The organism is Enterobacter sp. JJBC (assembly GCF_036936505.1).
GTDB classification, from domain to species: domain Bacteria; phylum Pseudomonadota; class Gammaproteobacteria; order Enterobacterales; family Enterobacteriaceae; genus Enterobacter; species Enterobacter hormaechei_C.
Genome location: NZ_CP136935.1, coordinates 2,120,669 through 2,138,412, shown reverse-complemented (window position 1 = coordinate 2,138,412; position 17,744 = coordinate 2,120,669). Strand labels below are relative to the sequence as shown.

15 protein-coding genes are annotated in these 17,744 nt (G+C 54.6%); 9 read left to right on the top strand and 6 right to left on the bottom strand.

All coding sequences use genetic code 11. The annotated features are described in order from the left end of the window. The first annotated feature begins 5 nt into the window (after nucleotides 1-5). Together fnr and uspE are read left to right on the top strand one after the other, a co-directional pair. The gene (fnr, locus tag RY075_RS10315; RefSeq protein WP_000611906.1) at nucleotides 6-758 is read left to right on the top strand and encodes a fumarate/nitrate reduction transcriptional regulator Fnr; all 753 of its coding nucleotides are present in this window, start codon (nucleotides 6-8) and stop codon (nucleotides 756-758) included. Between the two features lie 137 nt (nucleotides 759-895). After that, nucleotides 896-1,846: a universal stress protein UspE gene (uspE, locus tag RY075_RS10310; protein WP_003857535.1), complete on the top strand. Its 951-nt coding sequence runs from the start codon at nucleotides 896-898 to the stop codon at nucleotides 1,844-1,846. A gap of 38 nt (nucleotides 1,847-1,884) precedes the next feature. Here the strand turns inward: uspE and RY075_RS10305 are convergent, their stop codons facing one another. The 3 genes from RY075_RS10305 to pntA all read right to left on the bottom strand — a co-directional run bounded on the left by RY075_RS10305 (nucleotide 1,885) and on the right by pntA (nucleotide 6,033). After that, complete coding sequence (locus RY075_RS10305) at nucleotides 1,885-2,997, bottom strand: mechanosensitive ion channel family protein (protein WP_003857538.1); 1,113 nt, start codon at nucleotides 2,995-2,997, stop codon at nucleotides 1,885-1,887. 107 nt (nucleotides 2,998-3,104) lie between these two features. Continuing rightward, nucleotides 3,105-4,493 (bottom strand): Re/Si-specific NAD(P)(+) transhydrogenase subunit beta, encoded by a 1,389-nt coding sequence (gene pntB / locus RY075_RS10300; RefSeq protein WP_003857541.1) that lies wholly within the window; start codon nucleotides 4,491-4,493, stop codon nucleotides 3,105-3,107. A gap of 10 nt (nucleotides 4,494-4,503) precedes the next feature. After that, the gene (gene pntA / locus RY075_RS10295) at nucleotides 4,504-6,033 is read right to left on the bottom strand and encodes a Re/Si-specific NAD(P)(+) transhydrogenase subunit alpha (protein ID WP_003857543.1); all 1,530 of its coding nucleotides are present in this window, start codon (nucleotides 6,031-6,033) and stop codon (nucleotides 4,504-4,506) included. A gap of 535 nt (nucleotides 6,034-6,568) precedes the next feature. Between pntA and ydgH the strand changes: the two genes are divergently transcribed. From ydgH to folM, 3 genes are all read left to right on the top strand, one after another. Next, complete coding sequence (gene ydgH, locus RY075_RS10290; protein ID WP_000769339.1) at nucleotides 6,569-7,513, top strand: DUF1471 family protein YdgH; 945 nt, start codon at nucleotides 6,569-6,571, stop codon at nucleotides 7,511-7,513. Between the two features lie 185 nt (nucleotides 7,514-7,698). Further along, entirely contained in the window at nucleotides 7,699-9,081 is a 1,383-nt protein-coding gene (locus RY075_RS10285; RefSeq protein ID WP_109948992.1) for an amino acid permease, read from the top strand. 39 nt (nucleotides 9,082-9,120) lie between these two features. Then, nucleotides 9,121-9,843, top strand: a complete 723-nt coding sequence (gene folM, locus RY075_RS10280) for a dihydromonapterin reductase (RefSeq protein WP_003857550.1) — start codon at nucleotides 9,121-9,123, stop codon at nucleotides 9,841-9,843. Here folM and RY075_RS10275 read toward each other — a convergent pair. Next, a complete protein-coding gene (locus RY075_RS10275; protein WP_003857551.1) occupies nucleotides 9,840-10,175 on the bottom strand; it encodes a GlpM family protein in 336 nt (111 codons plus the stop codon). The genes folM and RY075_RS10275 overlap by 4 nt on opposite strands. A gap of 127 nt (nucleotides 10,176-10,302) precedes the next feature. On the opposite strand from RY075_RS10275, the gene rstA reads away from it, so the two are divergent. The 4 genes from rstA (at nucleotide 10,303) to tus (ending at nucleotide 14,461) form a co-directional block, all read left to right on the top strand. Next, nucleotides 10,303-11,022: a two-component system response regulator RstA gene (rstA, locus tag RY075_RS10270; RefSeq protein WP_003857553.1), complete on the top strand. Its 720-nt coding sequence runs from the start codon at nucleotides 10,303-10,305 to the stop codon at nucleotides 11,020-11,022. Between the two features lie 392 nt (nucleotides 11,023-11,414). Further along, nucleotides 11,415-11,834, top strand: coding sequence for an anti-adapter protein IraM (gene iraM / locus RY075_RS10265; protein ID WP_058659747.1), 420 nt, complete (start codon nucleotides 11,415-11,417; stop codon nucleotides 11,832-11,834). Between the two features lie 324 nt (nucleotides 11,835-12,158). Further along, the gene (rstB, locus tag RY075_RS10260; protein ID WP_003857557.1) at nucleotides 12,159-13,457 is read left to right on the top strand and encodes a two-component system sensor histidine kinase RstB; all 1,299 of its coding nucleotides are present in this window, start codon (nucleotides 12,159-12,161) and stop codon (nucleotides 13,455-13,457) included. A gap of 74 nt (nucleotides 13,458-13,531) precedes the next feature. Further along, nucleotides 13,532-14,461 carry a DNA replication terminus site-binding protein gene (gene tus / locus RY075_RS10255; RefSeq protein WP_023314048.1) on the top strand — a complete coding sequence of 310 codons (930 nt, stop codon included), beginning with the start codon at nucleotides 13,532-13,534 and terminating at the stop codon, nucleotides 14,459-14,461. Here tus and fumC read toward each other — a convergent pair whose 3' ends face one another. Then, a complete protein-coding gene (gene fumC, locus RY075_RS10250; protein WP_045897796.1) occupies nucleotides 14,462-15,856 on the bottom strand; it encodes a class II fumarate hydratase in 1,395 nt (464 codons plus the stop codon). A 182-nt stretch (nucleotides 15,857-16,038) separates the two neighbouring features. Beyond that, the gene (gene fumA, locus RY075_RS10245; RefSeq protein WP_032609072.1) at nucleotides 16,039-17,685 is read right to left on the bottom strand and encodes a class I fumarate hydratase FumA; all 1,647 of its coding nucleotides are present in this window, start codon (nucleotides 17,683-17,685) and stop codon (nucleotides 16,039-16,041) included. Between the last annotated feature and the right edge of the window lie 59 nt (nucleotides 17,686-17,744).

The window sequence follows — 17,744 nt, the reverse complement described above, 5'->3', positions numbered from 1 at the left end:
AACCTATGATCCCGGAAAAGCGAATTATACGACGCATTCAGTCTGGCGGTTGTGCTATCCATTGCCAGGATTGCAGCATCAGCCAGCTCTGTATCCCGTTTACTCTGAATGAGCACGAACTCGATCAGCTTGACAATATCATCGAGCGCAAAAAGCCTATTCAGAAAGGGCAGACGCTGTTTAAGGCGGGAGACGAACTGAAGTCGCTCTATGCTATCCGTTCTGGCACCATCAAAAGCTACACCATTACCGAACAGGGCGACGAGCAGATCACCGGCTTCCATCTGGCAGGCGATTTAGTCGGCTTTGACGCCATCGGCAGTGGCCATCACCCGAGCTTTGCTCAGGCGCTGGAAACCTCTATGGTCTGCGAAATTCCGTTTGAGACGCTGGACGATCTGTCCGGTAAGATGCCGAACCTGCGTCAGCAGATGATGCGTCTGATGAGCGGTGAGATCAAAGGCGATCAGGATATGATCCTGCTGCTTTCTAAGAAGAATGCCGAAGAGCGTCTGGCCGCCTTTATCTATAACCTCTCCCGCCGTTTCGCGGAACGTGGCTTCTCCCCGCGTGAATTCCGTCTGACCATGACGCGCGGTGATATTGGTAACTATCTGGGCCTGACCGTGGAAACCATCAGCCGTCTGCTGGGTCGCTTCCAGAAGAGCGGAATGCTGGCGGTTAAAGGTAAGTATATCACCATCGAAAACGGTGAAGCTCTGGCCATTCTGGCGGGTCACTCACGTAACGTGGCATAACTCTCCCGGATATCTTATGCCAGGTCGATAAATTTTCATGATTATTGATCTGGCAAAAACTTCCCCCCTGTTTCATTCAAGATATATAGGTTACTCTTTTACTTACAGACTGTGGTGACAGTAGTAAGGAGACCTGTATGGCAAAGTATCAAAACATGCTGGTGGCTATCGATCCTAATCAGGACGATCAGCCGGCATTACGACGTGCTGTGTATTTACATCAACGGATTGGTGGCAAAATTAAAGCCTTTTTGCCGATTTATGACTTCTCATACGAGATGACCACCCTTCTGTCGCCTGACGAGCGCACCGCTATGCGTCAGGGAGTGATCAGCCAGCGTACCGCGTGGATCCGCGAGCAGGCGAAATATTACCTGGAAGCGGGCGTACCGATTGATATCAAAGTGGTCTGGCACAACCGACCTTTCGAAGCCATTATTCAGGAAGTGGTGGCCGGTGGGCATGACCTGCTGCTGAAAATGGCGCACCAGCATGACAAACTGGAATCCGTGATTTTCACTCCAACAGACTGGCACCTGCTGCGCAAATGCCCTTGTCCGGTATGGATGGTGAAAGATCAGCCGTGGCCTGAGGGCGGGAAAGCCGTCGTGGCGGTCAATCTGGCCAGCGAAGAGGATTATCACAATTCGCTGAACGAGAAACTGGTGAAGGAGACGCTTCAGCTTGCAGACCAGGTTAACCATACTGAAGTCCATCTGGTGGGCGCCTATCCGGTTACGCCAATCAATATCGCCATCGAGCTGCCTGAATTTGACCCGAGCGTGTATAACGACGCGATTCGCGGTCAGCATCTGCTGGCCATGAAAGCGCTGCGCCAGAAATTCAGTATCGATGAGAACATGACCCACGTAGAAAAAGGGTTACCGGAAGAGGTTATTCCGGATCTGGCGGAGCATTTGCAGGCCGGGATTGTGGTGCTGGGCACCATCGGCCGGACCGGTATTTCTGCCGCGTTCCTGGGAAATACCGCCGAGCAGGTGATCGACCATCTGCGCTGCGACCTTCTGGTCATCAAACCGGATCAATATCAGACGCCGGTTGAGCTGGACGATGAGGAAGACGATTGACCCCAAAATGAAAGCCCGCCGGTAACGGCGGGCTTTTTTTATTGCGCTTCGCTCAACCGTTGCGCAGATGCCTCGTCGCCGGCATTCATCCAGGGCGCGTGCAGAACCATGCTCGGTAGCGCCAGCTTGATCTCCTGCTGGTTCAGCCCCTCCAGGATACGAATATTGATCTCCTGCTGAATATCCATGTACTTGTTGTAATCCGCCGTATTAACAATATGAACCACCTCGAAGGTCAGGCGATCGCGATCGAAGCCCAGGAAATGGGCGCGGTCAAACTTCGTTTCCCCGACGTCGGTAATGATCTGTTTGACCATCTCACCCACTGAACGCAGTTTTTCCGGCGCCGTGTCGCTGGCGACCCCGAAGGTAAAAACAATCCGCCGCGTTTGCATCCGCTTGTAGTTATGCAGCGTCTGTTGCAGCAGGATGGCGTTCCCGCAGACAATCTGCTCCCCGCTCAGGCTGCGGATACGGGTGGTTTTCAGACCAATGTGCTCTACCGTCCCGGCGACATCGTTAAACACCACAAAATCGCCGATTTCGAACGGCTTATCAAAACCGATGGAGAGCGATGCAAACACGTCGCTCAGGATCGTTTGCACCGCGAGGGCGATAGCAATACCCCCTACCCCAAGGCTGGCAACCAGAGCAGTGATGTTGACGCCCGCGTTAGCAAGAATAGACAGCAGCATCACTGACCAGACAATGGCACGGAGGATAAGCCCCGTGATCACCAGCGTCACCGGGTTTTTATGGCTTCCCGGCGCCAGCATGACGTGACGAAGCCACGACACCACCCCCTGATCCATCCACAGCGCCACCTGGATAGCGAAGACCAGGAACCAGGCGTGGCTCACGGTACCAAAGAGATGATCCGGTAAGTCGACGAAACGCAGGCTGAACAACAGCGCCACGACAAAAAGCAGGACGCGGCTGGTGCGGTTAAGCATATCCGTCAGGATAAAGCGCATCCGGTTGGTGCTGGGGTGCTTGTCGCCCCAGGTGGTGATCCCTTTCTTAACGAAGGCGATCAGGCGCGTCAGCAGCCAGTACACCAGCAGAGTCACAAAGACCACCGTGGCGACGCCGATCCAGAAAGACGGCGTCATCATCAGCTCGATGATGTCGAAGCGGGACAAAAATCGCATTACACCTCCTCGTATTACACAAAGGGTAAAGTATAGACAGAGGAGAAAAGCTGGCCGCAGAAATAAGAAAACCGCCCCAGAGGGCGGTTTGTCAGGATGAAGCGAAATTACAGCGCTTTCAGGATCGCATCCACGCTGGCCTTGGCGTCGCCAAACAGCATGTGGGTGTTATCTTTAAAGAACAGCGGGTTCTGCACGCCAGCATAGCCGGTGTTCATAGAGCGTTTGAAGACAATAACGTTCTGCGCCTTCCACACTTCGAGAACAGGCATACCCGCAATCGGACTACGCGGGTCGTCCTGCGCCGCCGGGTTAACGGTGTCGTTGGCGCCAATCACCAGCACGGTGTCGGTGTCGGCGAAATCATCGTTGATCTCGTCCATTTCCAGCACGATGTCGTAAGGCACCTTCGCTTCCGCCAGCAGCACGTTCATGTGGCCTGGCAGACGCCCCGCCACCGGGTGAATACCAAAGCGAACCTTGATACCGCGCGCGCGGAGTTTCTCGGTGATTTCCGCCACCGGATACTGCGCCTGCGCCACCGCCATGCCATAGCCTGGGGTGATGATGACGGAATGCGAGTTTTTCAGCATCTCTGCGGTGTCTTCCGCGCTGATTTCACGGTGTTCACCCACTTCCTCATCAGAACCGGTTGATGAGCCGTCAGAACCGAAGCCACCCGCGATGACGCTGATAAACGAACGGTTCATCGCCTTACACATGATGTAAGACAGGATCGCACCGGAAGAACCGACCAGCGCACCGGTGACAATCAGCAGGTCGTTGCTCAGCATAAAGCCTGCCGCCGCCGCCGCCCAACCGGAGTAGGAGTTCAGCATGGAAACGACTACCGGCATATCTGCTCCGCCGATAGACGCCACCAGATGCCAGCCGAACGCCAGCGCGATGATGGTCATCACCAGTAACGCCAGCACCTGCAAGCCTACGCTTTCGGTACGCACGAAGACCACCAGCAGCACAAAGGAAACGACCAGCGCCGCCAGATTCAGCTTGTGGCGGTTAGGCAGCATCAGCGGTTTGGAAGAGATCTTCCCGCGCAGCTTGCCGAACGCCACAATCGACCCGGTGAAGGTCACCGCACCGATGAAGATGCCGAGGAACACTTCGGTCAGATGGATGTTCACCAGAATCGGCTCCAGGCCCGGTTCGTGGTACAGGTAGCTGTTGAAGCCCACCAGCACCGCCGCCAGACCCACGAAGCTGTGCAGAATAGCAACCAGCTCCGGCATCTCGGTCATTTCAACGCGTTTCGCCAGACGAATACCAATCGCGCCGCCGATGATCATCGCCACCAGGATCCACGCCACGTTGCCGGTGTCCGGCCCAAAGATGGTGGCAATCAGCGCAATCGCCATACCGGCGATACCAAAGTTATTTCCCTGCTGAGACGTTTCGTGTTTGGAAAGCCCCGCCAGACTGAAAATAAACAGGATTGCAGCAACAATGTATGCGGCTGTAACTAATCCTCCAGACATATGCTACCCCTTAGCCTTTACGAAACATTTTCAGCATGCGCTGAGTCACGGTGAAACCACCGAAAATATTGATACTGGCGATCAGCACCGCAATGAAGCTCAGGAAGCTGATCCAGCCGCCATGACCAATTTGCAGCAATGCCCCGACCACGATAATCCCGGAGATGGCATTGGTGACCGACATCAGCGGGGTATGCAGCGCATGGGAAACGTTCCACACGACGTAGTAACCCACCACGCAGGAGAGCGCGAAGACGGTGAAGTGGCCAAGGAACTCTTTTGGCGCGACGTCCGCCAGCCAGCCAAACAGGATTATGACCAGCGCCATGATGGCGTATTTGCGCCACGGCGACGCAGGTTTTGCTGGCTCCGCGGGCTCTGGTGCCGCTTTCGGCGCAGCCTGAGGTTGAGCGGAAACCTGAATCGGCGGTGCAGGCCAGGTGATTTCCCCTTCACGCACCACGGTAACGCCACGCACCACCACATCATCAAAATCAACGGTAATGTTGCCGTCTTTCTCTTTGCAGAGCAGCTTCAGCAGGTTAACGAGGTTCGTACCGTACAGCTGAGAGGACTGGGTTGGCAGACGCCCTGGCAGGTCGGTATAACCGATCACCTTCACGCCGTTCGCGGTCGTCGTGACCTGATTTGGCACGGTATACTCACAGTTACCGCCGTTTTGCGCCGCCAGATCGACTATAACGCTGCCCGGCTGCATGGAATCCACCATCTCACGGGTGATCAGCTTCGGCGCCGGTTTACCCGGAATAAGCGCGGTGGTGACAATGATGTCTACCTCTTTTGCCTGCGCCGCAAAGAGCGCCATTTCCGCCTTGATAAAGGCTTCAGACATGACCTTCGCGTAACCATCACCGCTGCCCGCTTCTTCCTTGAAGTCCAGCTCAAGGAATTCGGCGCCCATACTCTGCACCTGCTCCTTCACTTCCGGCCGGGTATCAAACGCGCGAACAATAGCGCCCAGGCTGTTTGCGGCCCCGATAGCAGCAAGACCTGCCACACCGGCACCAATCACCATCACCTTCGCGGGTGGAACTTTACCTGCCGCCGTAATCTGACCGGTAAAGAAGCGACCAAACTCATGCGCAGCTTCGACAATGGCGCGATAGCCGGCAATGTTCGCCATGGAGCTCAGCGCATCCAGAGACTGCGCGCGCGAAATACGCGGCACGGAGTCCATCGCCATCACGGTGACACCGCGTGCCGCCAGCTTCTCCATCAACTCCGGGTTTTGGGCTGGCCAGACAAAGCTCACCAGCGTAGTGCCCGCGTTCAGCAGTTCAATTTCACTCTCTTCCGGTGCGTTTACCTTCAGAATGATGGGTGATTGCCAGACCTCAGCACCGTCCACGACGTCCGCGCCAGCCTGAGTAAAGGCCTCGTCATCGAAACTCGCCAGTGTGCCCGCGCCGCTTTCAATCGCGACGGTAAAACCCAGTTTAAGCAGTTGCTCCACCGTTTTTGGTGTTGCCGCTACGCGGGTTTCATTGGCTAACCGTTCTTTTGGTACCCCAATACGCATAGTTTTCCCTTCCATCGGTTTTTGATGATGGTTTGTCGATAATTGCCCACGGTTTGTATCAATTTTCACCATCGAGATATCGACGGAGAATGATTAACCCCGGAAAATAAAACAGTAACAAACTTTCTATAACCTACTGAAAATAGCGCCCGTGATCTACCGCCAGAAAACACTATTTCTTACTTTATCTGTGAAAAATAAGCGATCGGGGTCACTGACAGAGATATTTACCTTAAATTCGCCTTCAGGACCGATAAATCGCGCAAGCGAAGCGGTAAAAACATGATATAGCGCCATAAAAGAACAACTCATTAACATTAAATTAACTTGTAAAAGTCATATGCTTAATCAGTTTTGCTTGTGAAATGCCTGTTTTTTCCACATATCACAAAATGTTATCGAATCAGGTCCTTTGGTGAGCACAGGCTGTGAAAAATGCCGCAGACAGCGACGGGTGTTAAATGCCATAATCGGGACCGTCTCAAATTAACAACAACACCAGTACATGGTTTGCGCAAGGCGAAGGATTATTTTTATGAAGCTTAAGAACACACTCCTGGCGTCCGCACTTCTTTCCGCGACCGCCCTGTCTGCGAATGCCGCGACAGAGTTGACGCCGGAGCAAGCGGCAGCGTTAAAACCTTTTGACCATACGGTCATTGTGGGTCGCTATAACTCTATTGGCGATGCCGTCGCCGCCGCATCAAAAGCCGCCGATAAAAACGGCGCTGCCTCGTTTTACGTTGTTGACCAGTCCGATCAGGGCAACAGCGGCAACCAGCGCGTGACGATTGCGCTGTACAAAGAGAATGCCCCAAAAGCAGATGAACAGAAAAACCGCGTGATTAACGGCATTGTGGAACTGCCGAAAGATCAGGCTGTTCAGCTGGAACCGTATGACACCGTGACCGTTCAGGGCTTCTACCGCAGCCAGCCTGAAGTTAACGATGCCATCACCAAAGCCGCGAGAGAAAAAGGCGCTTACGCGTTCTATATCGTGCGTCAGGTTGATGCCAACCAGGGCGGAAACCAGCGCATCACCGCCTTCATCTATAAGCAAGATGCGAAAAAACGCGTAGTACAAAGCCCGGATGCCATTCCAGCGGATTCAGATGCGGGACGTGCCGCGTTAGCGAAAGGCGGTGAAGAAGCGAAGAAAGTGGAAATTCCGGGCGTAGCAACGTCTGCGGCACCAAGCGCTGAAGTGGGCCGTTTCTTTGAAACCCAATCCACCAAAGGCGGTCGTTATACCGTTACGTTACCAGACGGCACGAAAATTGAAGAGCTGAACAAAGCCACTGCCGCGCAGATGGTGCCGTTCGACAGCATCAAGTTTACGGGCAACTATGGCAACATGACGGAAATCTCCTATCAGGTGGCGAAGCGTGCTGCGAAGAAAGGCGCGAAGTATTACCACATCACCCGGCAGTGGCAGGAACGTGGTAACAACCTGACCATCAGCGCCGATCTGTACAAGTAACAAAACGGTTTCATAAAGGCGGCGCAGTGCCGCCTTTTTTGTTACTTTTTTTCTGATTTCTGCCACACGTCATTGCATGCATCCTTCACACTCCGTAAAATCCCGCGCCTTAGCGTGATCCACCATTTTTATGCGCCTTAGCGAAATAATTATTCTGGATTTGGACTTTTCATAACAGGAAGCCAATGGAAAAGAAACTTGGCCTGAGTGCGTTAACTGCACTTGTATTGAGCTCAATGCTGGGCGCGGGCGTATTCAGTTTGCCGCAGAACATGGCGGCCGTCGCCAGCCCGGCCGCATTACTGATTGGCTGGGGCATTACCGGTGTTGGGATTTTGCTGCTGGCATTCGCCATGCTGCTGCTGACCCGTATCCGACCGGATCTGGACGGCGGAATATTCACTTACGCCCGGGAAGGTTTCGGCGAGCTGATCGGCTTCTGCTCCGCCTGGGGTTACTGGCTGTGCGCGGTGATCGCCAACGTCTCCTATCTGGTTATCGTCTTCTCAGCGCTCAGCTTCTTTACCGATACGCCCGAACTGCGCCTGTTTGGCGACGGTAATACCTGGCAGTCCATCGTCGGCGCCTCGGTACTGCTGTGGATTGTTCACTGGCTGATTTTGCGCGGCGTCCAGACCGCGGCCAGCATTAACCTCGTGGCAACGCTGGCCAAGCTGGTGCCGCTTGGCCTGTTCGTCGTGCTGGCCTTCCTCGCCTTCCGTCTCGATGTCTTTACGCTCGATTTCAGCGGCATTGCGCTGGGCGTTCCCGTCTGGGAACAGGTGAAAAATACCATGCTGATCACCCTGTGGGTGTTCATCGGCGTTGAAGGTGCCGTCGTAGTCTCTGCCCGCGCGCGTAACAAGCGCGACGTGGGACGCGCCACGCTGCTGGCCGTACTGGCGGCGCTGGGCGTTTATCTGCTGGTGACGCTGTTGTCGCTCGGCGTGGTGGCACGCCCTGAACTGGCGGAAATGCGTAACCCGTCTATGGCCGGGCTGATGGTGAAAATGTTGGGTCCCTGGGGAGACGTGATTATCGCGGCGGGTCTGATTGTCTCCGTTTGCGGCGCCTATCTGAGCTGGACCATTATGGCAGCGGAAGTGCCGTTCCTGGCCGCCACGCATAAAGCGTTCCCGCGCCTGTTTGCCCGTCAGAACAAAAACAGTGCGCCATCGGCCTCTTTGTGGCTCACCAACATCAGCGTGCAGGTCTGTCTGGTGCTGATCTGGCTCACAGGATCGGACTATAACACGCTGCTGACCATCGCCTCCGAGATGATTCTGGTACCCTATTTCTTAGTGGGCGCATATCTGTTAAAAATTGCGACCCGCCCGACACACTATGCGGTAGGTGTCGGCGCCTGTATTTACGGTCTATGGTTGTTGTATGCTTCCGGACCGATGCATCTGCTGCTGTCCGTGGTGCTCTACGCACCGGGCCTGCTGGTGTTTATCTACGCTCGCCGTACGCATCAGCTTGATAATGCCCTTAAGCGCCGCGAAATGGCGTTGATAGGTTTGCTGTTAGTCGCTGCCGTACCGGCAACGTGGATGTTAATGGGATAGCGTCGCCTGTCCCATTGTTGAACTGAAAAGGAGATTACGATGGGACACACGCAGCAACGCCCAATATTGATCACTGGCGCAGGCCGTCGCATCGGCCTCGCCCTCGCCCATCACTTTCTCAACCTTCGCCATCCGGTTATCGTCAGTTACCGCACGGAATATCCCTCCATTGAAGGTCTACGAAATGCCGGAGCAGTCTGCATTCAGGCGGATTTCTCCACGGATGAAGGTATACTCGCCTTCGCGGACAAAGTGAAATCGACCACCCACGGGCTGCGGGCGGTTATTCACAACGCCAGTACCTGGCTTCCCGAAAAAGCAGGACATTCGCTCAGCGAAACGCTCGCCTGCATGATGCAGATCCACGTTAATGCGCCTTATCTGCTCAACCATGCCCTACAGGATCTGCTGCGCGGACACGGTCATGCCGCAGGCGACATTATCCATTTCACCGATTACGTGGTAGAGCGAGGAAGCGACAAACACATCGCCTATGCGGCCAGCAAAGCCGCCCTGGATAATATGACCCGCTCTTTCGCACGCAAGCTGGCGCCCGAGGTAAAGGTCAACGCGATTGCTCCGGCGATGATTTTATTTAACGAAGGCGATGATGCCGAGTATCGTCAGCAGGCGCTCAACAAGTCGTTAATGAAAATTGCGCCCGGTGAGAAAGAGGTGATCGACCTGATCGATTATCTGCTGACCAGCTGTTACGTCACGGGCCGAACGTTTGCCGTGGACGGTGGCCGCCCGCTGCGCTAGTGAAAGCGGCTCCAGAAGAAGATAAGCACCCAGGCGCTGAGGCTCCAACAGACCACCGCCCCGCCCAGCGCCAGGGGCAGACGCAGAAAACCGGTGAAGTACCACAGCGACAGCAGATAGATAAAATACGGGATGATCGACCACATCCCGAACACAATGGTGGCGCGCAGCGCCTCAATACCCCGCTCAGAGGCCACAATATAGTGCGCGATTAACGCAAAGGTGGGAAACAGCGGGATCAGCCCGGCAATGTAGTAGTTCTTCGTTTTAGCCAGCACCCCAATCAGCAGCACGACCAGCGCACCCAGCGTGGCTTTTATCACCAGCCCCATTCTTTTCCCTTAACAATCAAATAACATTCCCGTGCAGGATAACGGAAGTCCGGCTAATTTTGAAAGATTAATGGAAGGTTAAGATTGCGCGGTGTATGTTGACGTTTTTTGCGATGACAGACGTTGTATGAATAAGATTGTTTATGTTGAAGATGAACCCGAGGTGGGGCAACTGATCGCCGCTTATCTGGGTAAACATGATATGGAAGTGGTTGTCGAGCCTCGTGGCGATCGCGCTGAAGACGTCGTGACCCGCGAAAATCCGGACCTGGTGTTGCTGGACATCATGCTGCCCGGAAAAGATGGTATGACGCTATGCCGGGATCTGCGCACGAAGTGGGACGGTCCGATCGTGCTGCTGACCTCTCTCGACAGCGATATGAATCATATTCTGTCGCTTGAGATGGGCGCGAATGACTACATCCTGAAAACCACGCCGCCGGCAGTCCTGCTTGCCCGTTTGCGCCTCCATCTGCGTCAGCGTGCCAGCGGCGCGGAGCGTGAAGCGTCTGCCCCCTCTTTAACGCCGCACAAAGCGATGCGCTTCGGCACGCTTTCTATCGACCCGGTCAACCGACAGGTTATGCTTTCCGGGGAGCTGATTGCGCTCTCAACCGCAGATTTTGACCTGCTGTGGGAGCTGGCAACCCATGCCGGTCAAATTATGGACCGGGATGCATTACTGAAAAATCTGCGCGGCGTAAGTTACGACGGAATGGATCGTAGCGTTGATGTGGCGATTTCGCGTCTGCGTAAAAAACTGCTGGATAACGCCACGGAACCTTACCGCATTAAAACCGTACGCAATAAGGGCTATCTGTTTGCACCGCACGCCTGGGAAACCTGAAAAAAGAAACAAAACAGGAATATTCGAAAAATAACTCACGATGCATCGGAATTATTATCAGTACCCGTCGAAAGTTATCGATTATATGCATCGTCAGTTATAAAATATCCCTTGTTCTCATTCCTTCCTTGTATGCTATTTCGCTGGGCATTTTTCGCCTAAACAAAAGTATTCCTAATGTATTTCAGTGCTGTAGTACAATATATATTCAGCAGTGCAGGCGCCATCATCGATCAAAAATCCGTCACTTAAAAGCACATTGGGCTAAAAATAATCTTTACAATTGCTTTAATCATTATCTTATCCTTTTGAAAACAAAGGGGATAGTGGCGAGCGTATAAATAATATCGATCTTTTTCAATAGCTTACGTGTTTGCAGATATCTAATTCTCATGCTAAACCTTATACTCTCTCAATTATTTAATGAAAGAGGTATAGCAATGTCATGGAGAGTCATTAGCTCGGTAATTTGTCCTAACACGGGAATCGTTTATTCAAGCATCTTGGGCCTCAAGTTCTTGAAACTCATTATTTGGTATGAAAGCGATGTCTATTTGTACCCCGGTGACAGAATATATCCGACAAAAAATGGCGTCTTCATTAATGGTGTGTTCAAGCCTATATCGATATATAACATATCACCTTATAACGAGATGTTGTGGAGTGAAATTAAAAACAAGATGGCATGCCCATACAACCGAAACCAGCAAGAAGAGATATGCACATACGCGGTGCATTGCAACGCGCGGAAATGCCCGCATGGGTTTACCACGAATCCACTGATTGTCAGCACAGCTAAATCCAGACATTAACGAAGATCGATAATGCTCAGGTTACAACGCTAATTATTTCTGTCGCACCGTTTGTGCCGGATCCCTCTCGCTGGTTAACGCCATTAAATAAAGCCACCCGCAGGTGGCCTTTGTCATTGTTATTACGGATCAATAATACGCAATCGTAAATAAACTCGTTTAACTGAAACGTAAACGGATTTTCCGGGCATTGATGGAATAAAGCGATGCCGCGCTGAAATACCTCTCGACAATTACCCTTTTCAACTCATCATGCCTGACTTGCGCCCATGGCGACCCTGCTGGTAAAAGACGTGTAGTGAAGCCCCTGTTTCGGTGAGATTAATGAAAAAGCTGTTTGTGCAGTTTTACCTTCTGCTGTTTGTCTGCTTTCTGGTGATGACCATGCTGGTCGGGCTGGTCTACAAATTCACCGCAGAGCGCGCGGGCAGACAATCCCTCGACGATCTGATGAAAAGCTCGCTCTACCTGATGCGTAGCGAGTTGCGAGAAATACCACCTCATGACTGGGCGCGCACGTTAAAAGAGCTGGATCTGAATCTGTCGTTTGATCTGCGTATCGAACCCATGAAGGATTTTGACTTAGCGCCGCCTGCGATGCAGCGTCTGCGCGATGGAGACATCGTCGCGCTGGACGAGAAATATACCTTCATTCAGCGTATTCCGCGCAGCCATTATGTCCTGGCCGTCGGGCCGGTGCCCTATCTCTATTACCTGCACCAGATGCGCCTGCTGGATCTCGCCCTGCTGGGCTTTATTGCCATCTCGCTCGCTTTCCCTGTATTCATCTGGATGCGACCGCACTGGCAGGACATGCTGAAACTGGAATCCGCCGCACAGCGTTTTGGGGAGGGTCATTTAACTGAACGCATACATTTCGACAGTGGTTCCAGTTTTGACCGGCTCGGTATTGCCTTTAACCAGATGGCCGATAACATCAACGCCCTGATTGCCAGCAAGAAGCAGCTGATCGATGGCATTGCGCATGAACTGCGCACTCCGCTGGTACGCCTGCGTTATCGCCTGGAGATGAGCGAGAACCTCACCGGGGCGGAATCGCAGGCGCTCAATCGGGATATTGGCCAGCTTGAAGCGCTGATTGAAGAGCTGCTGACCTATGCCCGCCTCGATCGGCCTCAGACGGAGTTGCACCTCAGTACACCGGATCTCCCCGTCTGGCTACAGACGCATATTAACGATGTGCAGAGCGTTAACCCTCAGCGAAAACTGCTGACAGCCATTACCCCCGGCGCGTACGGCGCACTGGACATGCGCCTGATGGAACGCGTGCTGGATAATCTGATGAACAACGCCATGCGCTACAGCGAAACGACGCTGCGCATAGGTTTAGATTTGCAGGGAAGCCAGGCGATTCTGTGTGTGGAAGACGATGGCCCCGGCATTGAGCCGGCGGAGCGTGAAAAAGTTTTTGAGCCGTTTGTGCGCCTCGATCCCAGCCGCGACCGGGCTACCGGCGGCTGTGGTCTGGGGCTGGCTATTGTCCGTTCTATTGCCCAGGCGATGGGCGGTTCGGTTCGCTGCGAAGCGAGCGAGCTGGGTGGGGCCCGGTTCGTCTTTAGCTGGCCGATCTATCACAACATTCCCCTTCCCGTACCTGCCTGACCTAAACCGCACGCTGGCCTGACCCGGCGTGTTGTGCTATATCAATAGTATGTTGTAACTAATTAAGGGCTGCCATGACAACTTACGATCTCATCGAAAGGCTTAACACCACATTTCGGGAAATAGAGCAGGCGTTACTGACCCTCACGGGGCAACTTCAGGACTGCCGCCTGCTGGCCGCCCGCGTCTTTTCCCTGCCCGAGGTGGCAAAAGGCGCAGAACACGACCCGCTGAACACCATTGAGGTGACGCAGCATGTTGGCAAGGCGGCGCTGGAAATGACGTTGCAGCACTATCGTCGCCTTTTCATCCAGCAGCAGTCCGAAAATCGCAGCAGTAAGGCCGCCGTTCGCCTGCCCGGCGTCATCTGCTTGCAAACGGATGCCGCAACGCGTGAAGGAATTGAGGCGCAGATTACGCATATCAATACGCTAAAAGCCGCCTTTGAGAAGATTGTAACCGTTGAGTCCGGGCTGGCACCGGCTGCCCGTTTTGAATGGGTGCATCGCCAGCTTCCGGGGCTGATCACCCTGAATGCCTACCGCACGCTGACGGTACTGCGCCATCCCGCCACGCTGCGCTTCGGCTGGGCCAACAAGCACATCATTAAAAATTTCGCGCGGGACGAGATCCTGGCGCAGCTGGAAAAAAGCCTGAAATCGCCGCGAACGGTCGCCCCGTGGTCGCGGGAACAGTGGATTGAACGGCTGGAGCAGGAGTACCACAGCATTGCCTCCCTGCCAGCTGATACCCGTCTTAAAATAAAGCGTCCGGTGAAGGTGCAGCCTATCGCCCGTGTCTGGTATGCCGGTCAACAAAAGCAGGTGCAATACGCCTGCCCGACGCCGCTGATTGCGCTCTATGATGCCGATCAGGGTGCGGTGGTGCCGGATATCGGGGAACTGCTGAACTACGATGCTGAAAACGTTCAGCATCGATATAAACCCCAGGCGCAGCCGCTACAGCTGATTATTCCGCGGCTGCACCTGTATGTGGCGCAGTGATTATCTGAGGCTGCCCACCATCGCTTCCGGTCGGACCCAGGCATCAAACTCGGCGTCCGTCAGGTAGCCCAGCGCCAGCGCAGAGGCTTTCAGGGTAAGCCCCTCTTTGTGCGCTTTTTTAGCGATTTCGGCCGCTTTGTCATAACCAATATGGGTGTTCAGCGCCGTTACCAGCATCAGAGACTCATTCAGCAGCTGGCTGATTCGCTCGCGATTAGGCTCAATGCCCACCGCGCAGTGCTCGTTAAAGCTCTCCATGCCATCGGCCAGCAGACGAATCGATTGCAGTACGTTGTGGATCACCATCGGACGATAGACGTTAAGCTCGAAGTTACCCGACGCGCCGCCCATGTTAACCGCCACGTCATTACCCATCACCTGACAGCACAGCATGGTCATGGCTTCGCACTGGGTCGGGTTCACTTTACCCGGCATAATGGAGCTGCCCGGCTCGTTTTCCGGAATGCTGATTTCGCCGATGCCGCAGCGCGGGCCGGAGGCCAGCCAGCGCACGTCGTTGGCAATTTTCATCAGCGAGGCCGCCAGCCCTTTCAGCGCGCCATGGGTATGCACCAGGGCATCACAGGTCGCCAGCGCTTCGAATTTATTCGGAGCGGTAACAAACGGCTGCCCGGTAATCTTCGCCAGCTCTTCGGCCACGCGCACCGCGTACTCGGGATGGGTGTTTAACCCAGTGCCCACCGCCGTTCCGCCGAGCGCCAGCTCCGCCAGATGCGGCAAGCTGTTGTCGATATGCTTAAGGTTGTGCTCCAGCATCGCCACCCAGCCGGAGATCTCCTGGCCGAGCGTCAGCGGCGTGGCGTCCTGAAGGTGCGTACGACCAATTTTAACGATGTCGCGGAAGGCCTGCGCTTTCTCGTTAAGCGTAGATTTAAGCACGTTGAGCTGCGGGATAAGCTGCTCGCGGATTGCGATGACGGCTGCCACGTGCATGGCCGTCGGGAACACGTCGTTGGAACTCTGGCTTTTGTTCACGTCATCGTTCGGGTGGATCTTGCGCTCCATGCCGCGTAGGCCGCCAAGCAGCTCGCTTGCGCGGTTCGCCAGCACCTCGTTCATGTTCATGTTGCTCTGGGTGCCTGAGCCGGTCTGCCAGATGGCAAGGGGGAATTCGTCGGGATGTTTGCCCGCCAGCACTTCGTCGGCGGCATTGATGATGGCGGTGGCTTTATCGGCATCCAGCAGGCCCAGATCCTGATTGACTTTGGCGGCAGCGCGTTTGGTCAACGCCAGCGCCTGGATTAGCGAGACGGGCATTTTCTCTGTCGAAATGCGGAAATGCTCCAGCGAACGCTGGGTTTGTGCGCCCCATAGCTTGTCGGCCGGGACGTCGATGGCGCCCATGGAGTCTTTCTCGCGGCGATGCATTGTCATTACTTACTCCTTGATAACAAAGATGGGATTGCTCACATGCTTAAGAGATAAGTATTGATGACTTCTGAGAAACGTTATGGCGCTTTGTGCGCTCTTTTTGATGTCGGGTGGCGGCTGCGCCTTACCCGACCTACGAGTATGTAGGCCGGGTAAGCGTCAGCGCCACCCGGCAATTTACAGAATTACTTCACACACGCCGAACACTGGGAAGACTGGATCTGTTTGAAGAAGTCGTTACCTTTGTCATCCACGAGGATGAACGCCGGGAAGTCTTCCACTTCAATTTTCCAGATCGCTTCCATACCCAGTTCCGGGTACTCCACGCACTCAAGGCTCTTGATACTGCCCTGCGCCAGCACCGCCGCCGGGCCACCGATGCTACCGAGGTAGAAGCCGCCGTGCTTGTGGCACGCGTCCGTCACCTGCTGGCTGCGGTTGCCTTTCGCCAGCATGATCATGCTGCCGCCGTTGGCCTGTAACTGGTCGACGTAGGAGTCCATACGGCCCGCCGTGGTTGGGCCTAACGAGCCGGAAGCATATCCATCAGGCGTTTTTGCCGGACCTGCGTAGTAGATCGGGTGATCTTTAATGTACTGCGGCAGCCCTTCGCCGTTGTCCAGGCGCTCTTTCAGCTTCGCATGGGCGATGTCGCGGCCCACGATAATCGTCCCGTTCAGGGAAAGGCGCGTCGAGACCGGATACTGCGAAAGCTGCGCCAGAATCTCTTTCATCGGACGATTCAGGTCCACGCGAACCGCTTCCCCCTCGCCCGCTTTACGCAGTTCTTCAGGGATGTATTTGCCCGGGTTGTTCTCCAGCTTCTCGATCCAGATGCCGTCGCGGTTGATCTTCGCTTTGATGTTACGGTCCGCTGAACAGGAAACACCCATCCCCACCGGACAAGAAGCACCGTGGCGCGGCAGGCGGATCACGCGAATGTCATGCGCGAAGTATTTGCCGCCAAACTGCGCGCCCAGCCCCAGGTTCTGCGCTTCGGCCAGCAGTTCCTGCTCAAGCTGCACGTCGCGGAACGCCTGACCATGTTCGTTACCTTCCGTTGGCAGGCCATCGTAGTATTTGGTTGAGGCCAGCTTAACGGTTTTCAGGGTGCTTTCGGCAGACGTACCGCCAATCACAAATGCGATATGGTACGGCGGGCAGGCCGCGGTGCCGAGGGTACGCATCTTCTCGACCAGGTAGTTTTTCAGCTTGCCCGGGGTAAGCAGCGCTTTGGTTTCCTGGTAAAGATAGGTTTTGTTGGCTGAACCGCCGCCTTTGGCGATGCAGAGGAATTTGTACTCGTCACCGTCGACGCTGTAGAGGTCAATCTGCGCAGGCAGGTTAGTGCCGGTGTTCACCTCTTTGTACATATCCAGCGCCGCGTTTTGCGAATAGCGCAGGTTGTCTTCGGTGTAGGTATTGTAAACGCCGCGCGCCAGCGCCGCTTCGTCACCGCCGCCGGTCCAGACGCGCTGGCCTTTTTTACCGGTGATAATCGCCGTGCCGGTGTCCTGGCAGGTCGGCAGAATGCCTTTCGCCGCGATATCAGAGTTACGCAGGAATTGCAGGGCAACGTACTTATCGTTCTCGCTGGCTTCCGGGTCGCTCAGGATATCAGCAACCTGCTGCTGATGCGCCGGACGGAGCATAAAGGAAGCATCATGGAAGGCTTGCTGCGCCAGCAACGTCAGCCCCTGCGGGTCAACTTTGAGGATCTCCTGCCCTTCAAACTCAGAGACAGTAACGTAATCGCGGGTTAACAGATAATACTCGGTCTGATCCTGACTGAGCGGGAAAGGATCCTGATAATGGAAGGGTTTATTCGACATTGTTCTCTCACTTACTGCTTCGGTCTGTTTATTCAGGGCAGATGTTCCGCTGCCCGGCT

Coding starts and splice junctions, on each gene's coding strand:
- rstA (WP_003857553.1), top strand. CDS start 10,303: ATGAATAAGATTGTTTATGTTGAAGATGAACCCGAGGTGGGGCAACTG.
- fnr (WP_000611906.1), top strand. CDS start 6: ATGATCCCGGAAAAGCGAATTATACGACGCATTCAGTCTGGCGGTTGT.
- pntB (WP_003857541.1), bottom strand. CDS start 4,493: ATGTCTGGAGGATTAGTTACAGCCGCATACATTGTTGCTGCAATCCTG.
- RY075_RS10285 (WP_109948992.1), top strand. CDS start 7,699: ATGGAAAAGAAACTTGGCCTGAGTGCGTTAACTGCACTTGTATTGAGC.
- iraM (WP_058659747.1), top strand. CDS start 11,415: ATGCTAAACCTTATACTCTCTCAATTATTTAATGAAAGAGGTATAGCA.
- pntA (WP_003857543.1), bottom strand. CDS start 6,033: ATGCGTATTGGGGTACCAAAAGAACGGTTAGCCAATGAAACCCGCGTA.
- uspE (WP_003857535.1), top strand. CDS start 896: ATGGCAAAGTATCAAAACATGCTGGTGGCTATCGATCCTAATCAGGAC.
- fumA (WP_032609072.1), bottom strand. CDS start 17,685: ATGTCGAATAAACCCTTCCATTATCAGGATCCTTTCCCGCTCAGTCAG.
- RY075_RS10275 (WP_003857551.1), bottom strand. CDS start 10,175: ATGGGGCTGGTGATAAAAGCCACGCTGGGTGCGCTGGTCGTGCTGCTG.
- rstB (WP_003857557.1), top strand. CDS start 12,159: ATGAAAAAGCTGTTTGTGCAGTTTTACCTTCTGCTGTTTGTCTGCTTT.
- fumC (WP_045897796.1), bottom strand. CDS start 15,856: ATGACAATGCATCGCCGCGAGAAAGACTCCATGGGCGCCATCGACGTC.
- RY075_RS10305 (WP_003857538.1), bottom strand. CDS start 2,997: ATGCGATTTTTGTCCCGCTTCGACATCATCGAGCTGATGATGACGCCG.
- tus (WP_023314048.1), top strand. CDS start 13,532: ATGACAACTTACGATCTCATCGAAAGGCTTAACACCACATTTCGGGAA.
- ydgH (WP_000769339.1), top strand. CDS start 6,569: ATGAAGCTTAAGAACACACTCCTGGCGTCCGCACTTCTTTCCGCGACC.
- folM (WP_003857550.1), top strand. CDS start 9,121: ATGGGACACACGCAGCAACGCCCAATATTGATCACTGGCGCAGGCCGT.